Source organism: Sphingomonas melonis (genome assembly GCF_013409985.1).
In the GTDB taxonomy this organism is placed as follows: Bacteria; Pseudomonadota; Alphaproteobacteria; order Sphingomonadales; family Sphingomonadaceae; genus Sphingomonas; species Sphingomonas melonis_A.
The window spans coordinates 996195-1012405 of record NZ_JACCBY010000001.1 but is presented as its reverse complement, the minus strand read 5'-3'; the positions used below and the strand labels follow the sequence as shown (position 1 = coordinate 1012405).

The window sequence follows — 16211 nt, the reverse complement described above, 5'->3', positions numbered from 1 at the left end:
GGGACGGTCCCTCTGTGACAAATCTGTAACACTGCACGCCTTGACGATGGCGCGATATTGCTAGTCACTTGCAATAGGGGCTGCGCACGTTATGCGGCCGGGCAAGTTCAGGGAGTTAGAGACATGACGGCTTTGATCGCGCTGATGGCGGCAACCGTGGCTGCGGCACCTGCCGCGGACGCGCCGCCCGCACCGCAGCGCAGCAGCGACGATATCATCGTCACCGGCCAGCGCAGCGAAGGCAGCGACGATTATGGCGTCAAGGCCCAGCGCACTGCGACCCGCCTGCCGCTGAGCCAGCGCGAGACGCCGCAATCGATCAGCGTCGTCACCCGCGCGCAGATCGAGGACTTCCAGCTCAACGACGTCAACACGCTGCTGGCGACGGTGCCCGGCGTCAACGTCCTCGCCGGCGAGACCGACCGCGTCTATTATTCGGCGCGCGGCTTCGACATCCAGACCTTCCAGATCGACGGCATCGGCCTGCCCTTCTCGTTCGGCATCCAGACCGGCTCGATCGACACCGCGATGTACGATCGGGTCGAGGTGGTGCGCGGGGCACCGGGCCTGCTGTCACCGACCGGCAACCCCTCGGCGGTGATCAACTTCATCCGCAAGCGGCCGTACCATGAGCTCAAGGTCTCGGCGAGCGCGCAATATGGCTCGTTCGACCACGCGCGCGTCGATGGCGACGTCAGCCTGCCGCTGACCGCCGACGGCAGCATCCGCGCCCGCGCGGTCGGCGCGCTGCTCGACACCGACAGCTATATCGACCGCTACAGCCTGCGCCGCTGGACCGGCTATGGCATCGTCGAGGCCGATCTCGGTGCCAATACGGTGATCAGCGCCGGTTACGGCCATCAGGACCATCAGAGCCGCGGCGCCATGTGGGGCGCGATCCCGCTCTATTACACCGACGGCAGCCGCATCGATTTCGCACGGTCGAGCAATTACGCGCCGCGTTGGTCGGGCTGGAACATTATCGATCGTCAGATCTTCGGCGACCTGACGCATAATTTCGGCAACGGCTGGACCGGCAAGCTGTCGGTGCTGCGCAAGGCGACGAGCGAGAACGACACGCTCTTCTACGTCTTCGGCAACCCGGTGCGCGGCGCGCCCGGTGGAATCGACCGTAGCGACCCCGCCACGGTCAAAGGCATCCAGAGCTACCCCGGCGCGTTCAGGGGCGATGCGCGCAACCTGACGCTCGACGCCTATATCGGCGGACCGGTCGCAATCGGTGGCCGGCGGCATGACGTGATGGTCGGCGTGATGCGCGGCGCCGAACGCTACCGGCAATATTCGAGTTACGACAGCAGCAGCCTGAACCTGTTCCTGCCGCTCGACACCTTGTTCGACGGCACCTTTCCCAAGCCCAAGTTCCCGACGCCCTACGCCCTCAGCCTTGACCAGCACACGCAGCGCGAAACGGTCTATGGCCTCGTCCGCCTCAACCTCGCCGATCCGTTCAAGGTGATGCTCGGCGGCAATTACACGCATGCCACCAGCACGGGCTATTCTTATACCTTGCCGACCAATTTCGACAGCCGGCGCTTCCTGCCCTTCGTCGGCGCCACCTATGATCTGACGTCGAGCATCAGCGCCTATGCGAGCTTCGCGACGATCTTCAATCCGCAGACCGATTTCGACGCGAACAACCGCCAGCTCGCCCCGATCACCGGCGACAATCTCGAGGCGGGGCTGAAGGGCGCCTGGTTCGGCGGCCGCTTCAACGCGAGCGCCGCGGTCTTCCAGGCACGGCAGAAGAACACCGCCGAGGCCGCGGGGTTCGATACCGTTCTCGGCCGCACGATCTACCGCGGCACCGACGCCAAATCGCAGGGCATCGAAATCGAGGCGAGCGGCCAGCCCGCGGCGGGCGTGCAGGTGACCGGCGGCTTCACCGTCATGCGCGTGCGCGGCGAGAACGACGCGCCGGTGCGCACCTTCGTGCCGCGCAACACCGGCCGCCTCAACGTCTCCTACACCCCGCAGGGGTTGCAGGCGCTCAAGCTCGGCGCTGCGGTGCAATATCAGAGCCGCTTCTATTTCGAGCCCGGCGGCCTCTCCTCGACCACCGGCCAGCCGATCCGCATCACGCAGGGCGGCGTCGCCACGATCGATCTGCTCGCGCGCTACGCGCTGACCGACAATGTCGCGATCAGCGCCAATCTGCAGAATGCCACCAACGCCAAATATCTGACCGCGCTGACCTTCGATCAGAGCCGCTATGCCGCGCCACGGGCGATCCTGGGTACGATCAGCCTACGCTATTGAGCGACGGGGCGCAGCCGGCCGATGGCACCGGCTGCGCCGCCGGACGTTTCCCTAGGCCGAGCCCAAGGAGATGTTCATGCCCCATGACAGCAACGACAAGCCCGTCCTGTACATGCCCGACAGCCCCAATGTCGGCGCCGCCGACCCGGACGGCGATCCCAACGATCCCAAGCGCTCCGCCAAGGATCAGGCGCGCGCCGACGATCTCGCCGCCAAGGTGGCGATCGGCGACGAACTGTCCGGCTATGAGAAGGTCGCCGGCCGCGGCATCGCGCAACCCTGACCCTCAATCGGGGCGGCCGTCTCTCGCCGCCCCGGCATCGCCCGCGCGCGGCGCCAGCCGCAGCACCGCATAGCCGGCGACCCCCGACAGCAACGACCCGACCAGCACGCCGAGCTTCGCCTCGGTCTGCAACAATGGCGCGTCCGGAAAGGCGAGCAAGGTGATGAAGATGCTCATCGTAAAGCCGATCCCGCACAACAGCGCGACGCCGAACAGCTGACGCCGCCCGGCATGCGCGGGCATGTCGGCAAGGCCCAGCCGCACCGCCAGCATCGCGCAGCCGAACACGCCGGCGACCTTGCCGATCAGCAGCCCGCCGAGCACGCCGAGCGTCACCGGCGCGCCCAACACGCCCGCGGGCAGGCCGAGCAGCGGCACCGCCGCATTGGCGAGCGCGAACACCGGCACCACCAGGAACGCCACCGGCTGATGCAGCGCATGTTCGAGGCGATGGAGCGGGCTCGGATCGTCCGCATCGGACTGCGCCGGGGTCCGCCGCATCGGGATGGTGAGCGCCAGCACCACGCCGGCCAGCGTCGCATGCACGCCCGAGCGCAGCACGAACAGCCACAGCACCGCGCCGATCGCCAGATAGATCGACAGCCGCTGCACGCCCAGCCGGTTGCAGGCGACCAGCAGCGCGGCCGCCACCGCCGCGCCGGCAAGATCGGGCCACGACAGGCCGGCGGTATAGAAGATCGCGATGATCACCACCGCGCCGAGATCGTCGATGATCGCCAGCGCGGCGAGGAACACGCGCAGCGAGGCGGGCACGCGCTGGCCGAGCAGCGCGATGACCCCCAGCGCGAAGGCGATGTCGGTCGCCGCCGGAATCGCCCAGCCCACCGCGGTCGGCCCGAGATTGACCGCGAGGTAGAGCAGCGCCGGCACGATCATCCCGCCCGCCGCCGCGATGCCGGGCAGCACGCGCCGCGGCCAGGTCGACAATTGCCCGTCGACCACCTCGCGCTTGATCTCCAGCCCGACGAGCAGGAAGAAGACGGTCATCACCCCGTCGTTGATCCAATGGCCGAGCGACAGCGGCCCCAGCTCGTCATGCAGCAACGCCGCATAGCCCGGCCCGAGCGGCGAATTGGCAATGCACAAGGCGACCAGCGCCGCAGCCATGAGCACCAGCCCGGCGGAGGATTGTGAGGCGAGGAAGGCACGGATCGCGCTGCTGCGCACGCGGGGAGTGGCGGTCATAAATCATCCCGAACAGGCGGAGCGGCCCGCACGAGGCGGACCCTGCCTGCTTGTGGCCCAGAGCGACGGCCATACCAAGGCCGATCGGGCGCTTCGATTGGCGTGCCTGCGTCAGATAATGCCCGGTTGCGGCGTCACGAAGCACGATCCACGGCAAAGATTGCCGTGCAGGACCACGGCGCGTCTCCCGCGACGGCATCCTCAGCCGATCGGACGCATGGACACGATATCGCGCAAGCGTATCTGATGGTCTGAAGGAAGTTGATCTGGCCCGAGGCGATTTGCGCCGAAAGTGCGCCGAAGTGGCTCTATCCGGTCCCTCTGGGGTGGAGGGGGTACGATGCCGGATAGAGCCAAATCAGGATGGTGGGCGTGGCAAGGATTGAACTTGCGACCCCTGCGATGTCAACGAAGCGCTGTAGGCTGAAACCCGCATTTTTCCGTCGGTTCATAGTGAGCGCCAATGAGAACATTCGAGAAACATCAACCGTTTTAGCAAGCTTTTACCGCACTTTTACCGCACGTGCCGGCGGCCCTTTGTCCGGGGCCGACGACGCCTGCGCATCCACCAACTCGCGTTCGATCAAAAGCCGTGCCAAGCGGTGTATCCGCGACGCGCGAGCACCGGCACCCCGTACATATCTGCGGATGTGCCGGACGCCGCCGCGACAAACCGTCGGCCCCGACCCGGCATCGCGTGCGCCACCTTCGACCACAAGGTTGCCGGCGGACGAAGAGCGGACCACGGTCTGATCGCCCGCGTCTACCGGTCATGGGCTGGTCGGAATCCATCGTCCGCGTGGGAGAGCTCCGGGGCGTCATGACGATGTCCACATGTCCCACGGCATCTCCTCCGGTTTTCGATCCACTCTGCACCATGGCAGTGCGCACCGATCGCCTGTTTGCATCGGAAGACGGCGAGATCGATTTCCGTGTTTGCTCTCCATGCCGTGGCAAACGGGGCAGAGCGCGTCGAGCTTGCCGTCTATCACTCGCGGGGAACGATGTCGAAGGCGTGGGCGTCATTCGGGCCTGCACGCGTGTTGATGTTGCCGACGTGACTCCTGACGGCCGCTATCGTGGCAGACTTGGCGATCAGGCATGCGTTCGATGGGCCATCGGTCACGGCGTTCCCGTCATCGCCGTCGGCCCACGGCGGTACCGGTGCATTCCGACCGATTGGTTGGGCCCTTTCGAATAGGGGGATCGTTGGACAACCTCCCCTATCGGAGTCTTCCATGACCAATACCGACGACGTGTCCGTGCTGAACGGCCTTATCGAAACCACGCTTGACAGCATGAAGGGCTACGAGGACGCCGCGAAGGACGCCGAGAGCACGCAGTTCGCGACGATGTTCGCGGACTTCGCGCGCGACCGGGCGAAGGTCGCGACCGATCTGCAGAACCAAGTCCGCACGCTCGGCGGCGAACCGGAGATGGACTCCAGCATGCTGGCCGCTGCGCACCGAACCTTCATGGACCTGAAGCAGGCGATAACGGGCAAGGACGACAAGGCGATCATCCAGGAGGTCGAGCGGGGTGAGGACCATATCAAGGCGAAGTTCGAAGACGCGATGAAGAGTGGCGACCTCGAGCCTACGACGCTTACGGTGATCAATGATGCCTTCACCTCGGTTCGCGAAGGTCACGACCGGATGAGCGCACTCAAGCACAGCATGGCGTGACTCTCGCTGGGCGGCGGACATCCGCCGCCCAGCAGCCGAGATCGCGCGTCGGACCTTGAACCCCTTGCTCGTTCGATCAGCATGGTCAGCTTGGCGCAAGCGTGCGTCCGGAACTCGGACGCGAGACACAGCGCCAGTGGCCGCGACCGCAACCTCGAGGTTAGCCCCAGCGTGATAATACTCGACTTACTTGATCGCGCCTGACGATCGACGTTGCGTGCCGGGTCTGCGGGAGCATGGATCAGCGCTGAAGTGGATGCGCCTGTCGCTATTTCTTGCGGTACGGGGTGCTGAGATCCGTGATCCATCCTGCGCTCGGCACTACCATCGGCGTGGTCCCCGCCGGCACCTTGATGTTCTGTGGCGACAGAGCGGCTTTTCCCCTCGCCTCATCCGGATTCACATCCACGGCGAACTTGATTCCGGCCCAACCCTTGTCGATCCAGACCACGGTGGCTCCGACGGCTTGTAGCAGACCGACAGTAACCAGAACGGTCTCGCGGACATGCAGGCCTTCCGCTTGATCGATCCGCATCCCCCCGGCGGACAGATCCCGAACCCGATGCCTCGTGCTCTCTCTGGTACCAAACCGCTCCACGATGGCGGTCAGGAATACGCTCTGGCGGGATGGACGCGCTGGCCGGTCGGTGTCCGATGCCGGCTTGGATTCCAAGCCTTCACTCATTTCGATCATTCAACGGCGAACGAGACAATTCCCAATGCTCAAGACGATAAGGCATGCCACACCTTTAGAAAAGGAGGCCAATACGAGGATGGCCCCTAAGTTACAGGAAGGTATGCCTCAACGGCTCGACGTTTGTGCGCTGCAGCAAACCTGGGATCAAGTGACAAAGTGATGCTGCGCCCTTGTGCACTCGACGGCCGGCAATGTGCAGCCACAGGTCTTTTCCACCAGCGTTAGATGGACAAGCGACGAGGACGTGGCGCCGATCACTTCGTCGCGACCGACGATTGCACGTGCAGGATCGCGTAGTCCCGACACCTTTCAGGCTGATGGCGGGATCAGGGATCGAAGTGACGCATTTGCCCACTGAACTGGATGCATCCACCCGGCTCTCAGCATGTGCAATCGGCCACCCTTGGAACGTCGTTCTAGTCGCGGTGTGGATTGCTGCGGCGGCCCGATCGCCTTCGCGGCGACGCAGCACGCATCGACGGTTTGGCCGGCCACTGAGTCGGGCAAAGCAAGCTCAAGAACGGCGGCAAGACGCCGCCGATCTTCAATGGTGAGGACGGGGTGATGCGGCAGATCACATCCGCTTTGATGAGAACACCGTGGGGCTCCGCGCGAGCAGGCCAGGTGGGGTCACCGGATGGTCACGGCTGTCGGTGGTGCAGGGCTGGAACGCGTGAGCGCGATGGCCGCCACGGCCGCATCGATGACCACGGCCTCACGGTGGGATGCATCCCTGATGCATTTCAGAAACCGGCGGGCCCGGATCTCCCGACCATCACGTCCGGTAGGCCCATGTCGAAGGCCTGCCCCATGATCGGTCCTCGGTCGGCACCGTATGCCCGCTCTGCGCTGCTGCACGTAGCTGAAGCTAGTTTCTCGGCAGCCAGGGCTTCTCGGCACAGGATCTCCCCAGCCCAGGCCGTCAGACGTAGGTCGCAACACCAACCGGCTTCGGCTGTGGCATGACGGCGGAAACGGCAGGTCTGATGTCCGGTGCCCATGCAGCCTGAAGGTGATCAACCGCCGACAACGCGCGCCCAGATCCGTCCGCACGATGATCTCGCGTCGCGATCCCGCCGATCGCGTCAGCCGCTCCGGCGACCATCCTAGCTGGATGAAGGATCAAGATACGGCATGGCCGAAGACGAGAAAACGGCGGGAGAGGAAAATGATATGTGACTTCTTTGCAAGGCGCATCCTGTGCGATCCTACACAAGCATCGTGTCCAACGCCCGGATCCCCAACGCCATGCGCAATCACCTGACACAAGCGTCAGCAAACCGAGAGATAAAGCATGTCTAGCCTTTCAGAGCTCGACAGGCGCCTATCCCGGAAGATCGAGACGGGACGCGGCATCCAGCTCACGCCAGCGGAACTCGATCTCCTGGTCACAAGCGGCGCCTATCAGGTCTTCCGCGACGCGGTGGCCGCTCATCAGAGGGAACTATGCCAGCATCGAAGCGAAAGAAGCCGCTCTACGAGCGGGGAGGATACAAGCTCGTCCATCGCGAAGGCCGCGCCCTCGAGATCATCTGGTATGACACAACAAGAAAGCGCGAGCGAAGCGTTAGCGCGGGTACAGAGGACGTTGAGGAGGGACGTGACGCGCTCGACCGGCTCTACCTTGAGCGAACCAAAGGCGAGGGGTTCTGCCCCACCTGTGGGCAGCGCAAGATAGCCCGCGACGTCTTCGTCACCGCGGCGATCGCGGATCACCTCACCTTGTCGGTGAGCAAACCCTCAATCCAAGCGATCAGAGCCCGCCTCAAGCACGTGCTGCAGTACATCGTGACCACCGATCAATCGACGATCTCGTGCGACGCGGTCGACGAGGGATGGATAGCGAAGTTTCGCGTGTGGTTCGAGGCTCAGCCGATCGTCTCGCCGAAAGGGCGGATGCGGGCACGGTCGCTTTCGACCATCGAGAACAGCGTGCTGCAACTCGCCGCGGCCATCAACCAATGCGGCGCGACGGACGCGAAGTTCAGGCCCCGTCAGCCCAAGGACGTGAACAGGACGCCTCAGCACCGCTCGGACGTGGCCGAGCTTGCCGCGATGTTCCGCCACTGCCTTCAACCTGGAAGCGGAAAGCAGCCGCCTGAGCGCGCTCGACGGGAGCGCGCGGGGTTGCTCGGCTTCCTCCGCATCAGCGTTACCTCCCTAGCACGTCCGGACGCCGCCATGTCGGTTTCCACGGATCCGCTTCGCAAGCAGTGGAACTCCAAGGCCCGCATCCTCAATCTCAACCCTGATCGCCGTGCACAGACCAGGAAATATCGCGCGACGGTTCCCATTGGAGAGAGGATGGCCCAGGTCCTCGATTCCACCGACGGCTACATCGTAGCCTCGCAGAGCATCCGCTCCGCTTGGGAGACGATGGCCGCCGCTATCGGTCTGCCACGCGACGGGGAAGCCGGTACGAAGCTCATCCGCCGGTCCATGGCCGATCTCCTGCGGCGCCGCCTGCCTCAGGAAGCCTGGGGCGAGATCGAGATCTTTCTCGGCCATGACCGCTTCGACGACGTGTCAGGCCTCTACGCTCCCCTAAGGCCCGACTACTTGCGCCGCGCGCTTGCCGCCATCGATGAGATCGTGGCCGAGATCGATGACCTCGTACCCGGCGCCTTCCCGCCGCCATCGTCCAAACCGGAGCCCTGACACCCTCAACCCACCGCGAATAGCCGGGCCGTCCTGTCCTTCCCGGTATGTTCAGTTCCGCCAGGGGAAGGCCACAGCCGAGCCTTGGACACGCATCTGCAGCAGCGTGTAGGGGCTGAGCACACGGACCGACTCGATCACGAGGCCCTGGTCCCGAAGAAGCGCGAGGTCGACCACCTCGTCCAGGCGCCGACCAACGCAGGTTGATTGAATGACCTCCGGAAGCCGTCCCTCCAGTCTCAGCTGCGCCGCGCCCTCCCGCGTGGTGAGCTCGAACGCATCCTTGCGATAGACGATCTCAAGCCACCGGCCCATCGGAACGATCTCGATCCGATCCGTAGGCGCGGCTTCGGGAAGGAGTGCGGCACCGATGCGGGGGGATTCCGCGTGGATGTCGTTGGAGCTGAGGGTCGCCGACCAACGCCGGCCCATTATCGCGAAGGAGGGCAGACGTTTCCGAACGGGCGCCGCGACGCTTCTGCCGGTGCAGGCCGGCCAGGCCGCGGACGGGCGCAGGCGCTGGAAGGTCTCCGGCAACGTCAGACCCACCGACTCCGCGACGCTCGGAAGGATCGTCGGCATCAGGTCGACGACGCTGGCGAGATAGTCCCGGAATGAGGCGAGCCGCATCGCTTCGACCATCCGCGTGATGGTGAGATTTTCTTCTCGGGCGCGGCGTCCCGCTTCCTTGAAGATGATGTCCCGACGATCATGATCGACTTCGTCTGCCATCGAACAACTCCATCATTGAGAAATACCCCTGACCAATGCGCTTCACGGGAACGGAGGAATTTGGCGGCTGCTAGGGATTCAGGTCAAAGTAACCAGATGGTTCTTGTCCCTTCCGGATTGGCGTCGATCATCGTCGTATTGGCCGTACGGCGTTCACGTTTGCCGGCATCCGGCGAACTCCCGACCGGGTGAATACCGTGACGCCGTAATCTGCGCTCATCGTGCGAACGGCCTAACCGAGCCCGTTGCCCGTCTCGCTCATCTCGCCAAGCGCGACTCATCGTCCACAAGCGAACCATTACCCCGACGAGCATGCTTGCACGGAGGAGCGCTTAGCTGGGAACATTACCACTTGATCTTCCTTCAGTGCTGCCGCGCGCCAGTCTGTAGATTGGTCAATGCGAGCATATAGGCAGGACCACAGATAGTTCAATGTTTCCGGAACATTTGAGTTGTATTTCCTGCACGCAATGGCCCGCCGGGATGAGTGTGCCACTAACGAGCGGCTGACGACGCCACGGGCCGAATGCGAAAATGCCGTACACAACGGCATCCGCCACCGGATAGCGCGACGAGATTCTTCTCCTTTGCATTCCCGCGGCAAGCGTCGCGACTTGCAGCAGGCGCTTCTTCCGATCCGCCGACATCTTCGGTTCAACTAGGCATCGGAGGCGCTTCCGATGATTCCCGCGGACATCAACGTCAGGAGATGCTGCGTCAGCCCATCGGCCCCCTTGGCGTAGGCCATGGCCGCCCAATCATCCCATCGGTGTGCCCTTCGCGCGAGCCAGCCATAGAAATCGTCGCGATCATCGCGGTCGGCAAAGCTCAGGGACCAGAACGTGCGCCTCAACGGCATGCGCCCTTCCGTTCTCAACCCCGTCAGGACGACCATGAACGAGCGACCGACCGTCTTACGCGCGAAGCCGGTCGTTCGCGCAGCAGCCTCACGTTCGAACGACTGCAACATGGCCTCACGCGCCTCCTCGGGCCCCCCGTGATGCGCGCGGCTGACGGCATCCACGACGTCGGCCAACGGCAGTTCGGCCCATGCGGGTTCAGCGGTCGCCGAGAGCATGAGGCGCACCTGCAATCCCTCTTCAGTCAGGCGAGGGTTCAGGGGATTGCCGCGCTCGTCGGCTTCGACGAGCCGGACAGAGACGAGCCAGCACATGTAGAAGCGCCAGAACAGCATATCGCCGAAGAACAGGTCTCGCCTCCCCTCCGAACCCGAATCAGTTCCGCGCTCGATGACGGACAGCACGCGTAAAAGCAGTTCCTGCTGCTCGGGCACGAAGGAGATGGACGGAAAGCCGAGTCTCCCCAGCCAGAAGGCTTCGCGCACGCTTCGCCAGCTCCCCCCCTCGCCGTCCTCCAGGCGGGAGCCGACCTGCGTCAGCCACGATCCCCACGGAAGCGGCTGATCCCGACGGCTGTTGGGACCACGATGCGGCACCATCACGCGCCCCTCCTCGGATCCAAACCCAACGGCGGAACCGGCGTGCCGCGTCGGGCCGGCATCGGGGCACCGTCGGCGATCGCCTTCAGCTGACGCGCCAGATGCTCCACCTCCCGGCACACGTAGTCGTCGTCGCGGTACGTGGCGCCGATCTCGGCACCAAGGAACCGCTTCGGGTCGTTGATGTCTCTGGGAACCACGTCGTAGACCTTGTCGCAGGTGAATCCGAGCCACCAGGCGTCGTGGTGCACCCGGTAGTCGGTAGCGTACACCGGCGCTTCCGACCTCGCGGATCGTTCGGGCGGATGGCAAATCCGTTGGGCTTCAGCCCCGAGGCGACGTCCCACTGAAGGCCCATGCTGACAGGCCTTGGCATGACTGATGCCGCCATGGACATCAAGATCCGGCGGGATCGCGCCCTCGTCGAAACCATAGAGGGGATGGGTCGGCGGGATGCCCACATAGCCCCCGAGGAAGCCGCCGTTGCGGGCACGCATCATGATGCACTCGAGCTGCGTCTCGGGATCGAGCCACGCGACCTTGTCCGCCTCCCCGAGGCGCCGGGCCACCGAGGCCTCGTCGTCCCGCCGGTAGTATATCTCCTCGGCGTTGATCGTCAGCCCGCCGGCGGTGACGTAGGGACGGTTCGAGACGAGGACCGTCGCCTCGTCCTGTTCTATCGTCCCGCCGGTTCCGCCAAGGCGAGCTGCTGCAGCTGTGGAGAGAAGAGCGGCAACGATCCTCTCGTCTGTCGCCGTTGCGACGGGGACGAGCGCGGTCGACTTGTTGGCTTTGGGGGAAGCAGGCATCTTCGATCTCCAGAATGCGATGGGTCGTGGGATAGCGAGCATGAGCGGCTGGAAGTGCGGTTCGCTCAGGAACGTCGGCTGCACGCCTTTCGGATGATGTCGGCGGCCAAGGCACCGAGTTCGTCGGGGCCCACGGCCGCCTCGACCAAGTCGTAGGCGGGTGCCTCGAAGCCGCGCATCCTGGCGAAGGCCATGAGGAGGTGGCCCAGCCTCGGCTGGTCGGCGCGCGTACCTAGCATCGCCTTCCAGGCATCGACCGGGGCGGGATCGGCTAGATAGTCGACGAGCGCCTGCACTCGGGCGGGGGGCTCGACGACCACCGCGGCGCCGGAACCGTGCGCCATCCCAAGCAGCGCCTCGGCACGCTCGAAGTATGGACCGTCATGAAGGAAATCGCCCCCCGGCTGATCCGGAGCTGCGAGGTCGCGAGGGTGCGTCCAGCCGAACCTCGCCTCCAGATCGACGAAGGCGGTCTCGGGATCGCTCGAGTCGGCTGCCGACACCAACGCCGAGACCTGCCGGGCCATGTCCAATCGAAGCCCGAAGCCGGCTGGCTCCGTCGAACCCCCGACGCGCGCGGCGACGACCTCGGCCACGGCCCCGGAGGCGAATCCATCCGGCATGAACGTGACGATCGAGCCCGCCGAGGACGGTGCGGCCCGCGGCCGCCTCAGCAGCCCGAGTTCCGATGCTGCGCAGACGGCTGCTCGACAGATCTCAGGCCACGCACGCTCGACGACCGCCACCGCGCTTCCCTGCGGCAGCCACAGTGAATTCAGTTCGAAGACGGTCGCGAGTGCGATGGACCGGGCGAGGTCGTATCGAACGCGAACGCCGGTTCCCGTTCTGATGTCGCGCGGAAACGGTCTCAGTCGAAGCTTGCGAAACCGGGTCCGAATGGCTTCGGTATCGGTGGCGTTGAGACGGGCGATCGTCCGTTCCAGTACTCCGTATGGCAGAGAGAGGGCCTCCAGCCCGGACCTTCCACTCATACCAAGCACCGTGGATACTCTGTCGTCACGCCCAACCGGCGGCGTGGGCGCCACTCGTCGATGTCTGGCGGACGATGCACGATCCCGCGATGCCGCAGGAGCCTGTGGTGGTTCAGGCCACCATCCCGCAGACGCAGCCTGTTCAGGCCGCCGGCACTACGGTCGAGGTAGGCGCCGCGAGTGTCGGACGGCCGGTTTGAGGTGGCGGCGACACGTTCGGGGTCGTTGGCGACGATATCGGACATCCCTGTTCCTTCCGATGCCGACTTAGGTTCCACTAGGATACTATGTCAAGGTGTCGTGCTCCGGCTGGATGCGTTGTGGTGCCGCTTCAGTCCGGTGCCGACTATCTTGGCGCGGGGCGGCAAGTTTCCGCCCTCGCGCGGATGGACAACGAGGATCATCCAGAACATCTTCTCGACTGAGGGCAACGTCCTCTACCTCGCATCGAGCCGGGCGAGCGGCGTGTCCAGGCGATCGCCATGATGGCCAACGAGTTGGGAGACGAACAGAGCGTCGAATCGTCGCACGTGCTGCGCACATGCCGGCACGATTGGTTCCAAATTACGGACGTTCCGCGCACCGCGCTGGTACACGTCGAGGATCGGGTCACCCTGGGTCTCGATCATCCCCGTTGCGAAGCAGTCCTGACCCGCCGGCCACTGCGCTCTGACCACTCGCATTCGTTCCTCCGCTTTCAGGCGACCGCCAGCCTGAAACCGGAAGGACCGCAAATATGTGGAGATTGAAAGTTCGAGGTTCCGTCATGCATGCGGGCACGCCGCCTAGAGGGCGTGCCTTTCATGCATGCCGTCGGACCAATCTTCCGTCGGCGATGGAGGATCAGGTCGGACCGGGCATGGCGGCAGCAGGCACAAGGATGGTCGTGATGCCCGCGGGATCGGACGGGCTCAAAGAAGCTTGGTCGCCCGAACTGGAGTGAGATCGGGCGTCATGCGGCTAGTCTCGCCAACTCCGCGGGAGCGGCGCCGTCGATCCCGGCCACCTACGCCTGCTGGAGGCTTGCCACGCGTGCGCTTCGCTCAAGAGCGGCTTCGGTATCAAGCTGCGCCTGCCTGATCAGCGCCTCCGCAGCGGCTTTGGCGCCGTTGGCGTCGGCCTCCGCTATCGCCTCGAACAGGTCGCGATGTTGGGGCATCGGGTCACGATGCAGGTCTTCATCCCGGTATGTGAAGAAAGTCGTCGACCGAACGGCCGCTGCAATGCCGGGGGAGAGATTTATGAGCAGCTCGTTGTGCGTCGCCTTTAGGATCAAAGCGTGGAACCGATGATCAGCGTCTCGACCCACTTCGCTCGTCAGGCCTCGCTCCGCCATGGCCTCCAATGCGCTCCCCATCATGGCGAGCTGGTGCGCCGTGCGTTTAACGGCGGCTATCTCGGCAGCTGCCGGCTCGATGATGATGCGCAGCTGGAAGAGACTCCGCACGAACGATGCGGGAGGCGAATCGGTGAACATCCAGTCAAGAAGTTCGGGATCGAGCAGGTTCCAGTCCCGGCGTTCCCGTACGCGGGTTCCAATTTTTCGCCGGCTCTCCCACAGCCCCTTAGCCCCCAAGGTACGAAGGACCTCGCGGATGACACCGCGTGACACGTTGTATCGCCCCGCCAAGGCGAACTCTCCTGGCAGGATGCTGCCGGGAGGATGTTGGCCGGAGACGATGTCGGCGCCTAGCTGCCGCACCAATGAAGCCTGCCCCGACGGGTTGCTTTCTAACACGGCCATGGATCGATCTCCTTGTTCATGTTTGCCGAGAAGATGCACCATGGCGTGTCATCCTGCCTCTCGACCGTAACCCGTTGGCGAAGGTGCTCAACCGCTGAATGAAACACCGGTCATGTTCGAAACACCGAAAATCATGGGCTGTCGTCCCATGATGATCCAAGACCTTCCAGAGCAATGAGCGGAGCATCGTTACCGGTTCTTAGGAACGGTGTTAATCACACCCACGCCGGTGAAGTTTCCAACGTAGCTGATAACCCGGCTAGGTGAGCGACGATGCGAGCAGGTTGAACGTCCTCCCGATTTCGAACGGGTTTGCGTGGCCAGCCGTTACGTACTGTTCGCTTCGCCCCCCCCCGACCGGCGGCCTCAGAGTCACCCAAGCTCTCCACGGCGTCCTCTCGTCGAAGCGTCCATCCACCACCACGTCAAGCATACCCGCCTCGAGCTCCAGCAGGGCTGGCTCGAGCGATCCGGTCTTGATGACCGGTTCGCCCCCGTGGATGCTCCGAGCCGCGCGAGCAATGTACGCCAAGCCGACGTGTCGGTGATGTTCTCACCGCCAATCCGACCGAACGTGATGACATGGGTCCGGACGCGATCAAGCGTGCCGTCCGGATCCCTCCTTATGTCCCCGCAGCCGGCGAGGCCAGCAGCATAGAGAAGCGAAACTTCATGGCTCATGTTATGGCTTGAGGAGAAGCGCTCGTCGATCCGCTCAATTCGGCAGCGCAAGCAGACTCTTGCTGCGAGAACGATATGCCGGCCGCCAACCTGCGTCGTTTGCGAAATTTAACAAAGTCATAGGAAACGGTGTGACATCTGCGGGTTAGCGAAGATCACATCGGGGTAATAAGAATGAGAGGGAGCATGCGGCTGGCCGGCATCTTGGCGGCAGGCCTACTTTTATCGTCGTGCTCGGGTCCCAAGGGCACGATCGTACCCAGCGATCCGCAGAAGTGGGACACCATCGCCGATGCGGTGAAGAAGCTTTCCGATGAGGACAAGCAGCTGTTTACCGGCTATGCGATGCGCATGACCATGGCGTCTGCCCTGTCGGGCGGCAAGGGCGGCATTCCGCCAGGCACGACGATCGGAGAAGGGATCGACGCGCAAAGGGAATTTCTGGCGAGGCAGAAGCAGGAGGAGGCCGAGGGCGAATTGCTCAAGGCGAAGGTCGCTGCGCAGAGGTCAGCCGCCATGGCGAAGCTCAACCAATCCGTAACCGTCGCGCTGTCGACCCTGACGGTGCTTCCGAAGAACTATGACGCTGGCCGGTTCAGCGAGCGGCTAGATCTGCTGCTCGCTGTGGAGAACAAGACGGCCAAGCCTGTATCGGGCATCAAGGGATCGTTGATATTCAAGGATCAGTTCGGCGCTGAGATAAAATCGATGGGTCTGTCCCTGGATGAGGACATTGCGCCGAACGCCTCACGTTCGATCAGCGGGTATGGGAAGGACATCAACCAGTTCGAGGACAGCGACACGAAGCTGGCGGTGACGCCGCTGAGCAAGATGCACGTCACCTTCGAACCGCAGATGATCGTCTTCGCGGATGGCACAAAGCTGGAGGCGCCGGAGGCATCGGGCAGCTAGCGATCACCCTTGCCGACTGCATCAATGACGCTGAGGCGCACACTAGCCGCTTGAGCATCGGTCAGGACATCCACGC

Annotated in this window: 13 protein-coding genes; 6 read left to right on the top strand and 7 right to left on the bottom strand. The window is 64.0% G+C overall.

Going from position 1 to position 16211, the window contains the following annotated elements:
- The first annotated feature begins 123 nt into the window (after positions 1 to 123).
- Entirely contained in the window at positions 124 to 2277 is a 2154-nt protein-coding gene (locus HD841_RS04825) for a TonB-dependent siderophore receptor (protein ID WP_179507704.1), read from the top strand.
- 76 nt (positions 2278 to 2353) lie between these two features.
- A complete protein-coding gene (locus HD841_RS04820; protein WP_179507703.1) occupies positions 2354 to 2560 on the top strand; it encodes a hypothetical protein in 207 nt (68 codons plus the stop codon).
- 3 nt (positions 2561 to 2563) lie between these two features.
- On the opposite strand, the gene nhaA is transcribed toward HD841_RS04820, so the two are convergent.
- On the bottom strand, positions 2564 to 3766 hold the full coding sequence (nhaA, locus tag HD841_RS04815) for a Na+/H+ antiporter NhaA (RefSeq protein ID WP_179507702.1): 1203 nt from the start codon (positions 3764 to 3766) through the stop codon (positions 2564 to 2566).
- 1238 nt (positions 3767 to 5004) lie between these two features.
- Between nhaA and HD841_RS04810 the strand changes: the two genes are divergently transcribed.
- Positions 5005 to 5451, top strand: a complete 447-nt coding sequence (locus HD841_RS04810) for a ferritin-like domain-containing protein (RefSeq protein WP_179507701.1) — start codon at positions 5005 to 5007, stop codon at positions 5449 to 5451.
- Positions 5452 to 5719: 268 nt separating this feature from the next.
- Here HD841_RS04810 and HD841_RS04805 read toward each other — a convergent pair whose 3' ends face one another.
- A complete protein-coding gene (locus HD841_RS04805) occupies positions 5720 to 6124 on the bottom strand; it encodes a PilZ domain-containing protein (protein WP_179507700.1) in 405 nt (134 codons plus the stop codon).
- Positions 6125 to 7594: 1470 nt separating this feature from the next.
- Here HD841_RS04805 and HD841_RS20690 point away from each other — a divergent pair.
- The gene (locus HD841_RS20690; RefSeq protein WP_257015235.1) at positions 7595 to 8806 is read left to right on the top strand and encodes a hypothetical protein; all 1212 of its coding nucleotides are present in this window, start codon (positions 7595 to 7597) and stop codon (positions 8804 to 8806) included.
- Between the two features lie 51 nt (positions 8807 to 8857).
- Here HD841_RS20690 and HD841_RS04795 read toward each other — a convergent pair whose 3' ends face one another.
- The 4 genes from HD841_RS04795 to HD841_RS04780 form a co-directional block, all read right to left on the bottom strand.
- The gene (locus HD841_RS04795; RefSeq protein ID WP_179507699.1) at positions 8858 to 9538 is read right to left on the bottom strand and encodes a hypothetical protein; all 681 of its coding nucleotides are present in this window, start codon (positions 9536 to 9538) and stop codon (positions 8858 to 8860) included.
- A 658-nt stretch (positions 9539 to 10196) separates the two neighbouring features.
- Positions 10197 to 11000, bottom strand: a complete 804-nt coding sequence (locus HD841_RS04790) for a DUF5076 domain-containing protein (protein WP_218845362.1) — start codon at positions 10998 to 11000, stop codon at positions 10197 to 10199.
- Positions 10997 to 11806 (bottom strand): hypothetical protein, encoded by an 810-nt coding sequence (locus tag HD841_RS04785; RefSeq protein WP_257015233.1) that lies wholly within the window; start codon positions 11804 to 11806, stop codon positions 10997 to 10999. Before HD841_RS04785 ends, HD841_RS04790 begins: the two co-directional genes overlap by 4 nt.
- A gap of 65 nt (positions 11807 to 11871) precedes the next feature.
- Entirely contained in the window at positions 11872 to 12798 is a 927-nt protein-coding gene (locus tag HD841_RS04780; protein WP_179507698.1) for a hypothetical protein, read from the bottom strand.
- Between the two features lie 482 nt (positions 12799 to 13280).
- Here HD841_RS04780 and HD841_RS04775 point away from each other — a divergent pair, with 482 nt between their 5' ends.
- The gene (locus HD841_RS04775) at positions 13281 to 13547 is read left to right on the top strand and encodes a hypothetical protein (RefSeq protein ID WP_179507697.1); all 267 of its coding nucleotides are present in this window, start codon (positions 13281 to 13283) and stop codon (positions 13545 to 13547) included.
- 257 nt (positions 13548 to 13804) lie between these two features.
- On the opposite strand, the gene HD841_RS04770 is transcribed toward HD841_RS04775, so the two are convergent.
- Complete coding sequence (locus tag HD841_RS04770) at positions 13805 to 14584, bottom strand: FadR/GntR family transcriptional regulator (protein ID WP_257015232.1); 780 nt, start codon at positions 14582 to 14584, stop codon at positions 13805 to 13807.
- 825 nt (positions 14585 to 15409) lie between these two features.
- On the opposite strand from HD841_RS04770, the gene HD841_RS04765 reads away from it, so the two are divergent.
- Positions 15410 to 16135 (top strand): hypothetical protein, encoded by a 726-nt coding sequence (locus HD841_RS04765; RefSeq protein WP_179507696.1) that lies wholly within the window; start codon positions 15410 to 15412, stop codon positions 16133 to 16135.
- The last annotated feature ends 76 nt before the right edge of the window (positions 16136 to 16211 follow it).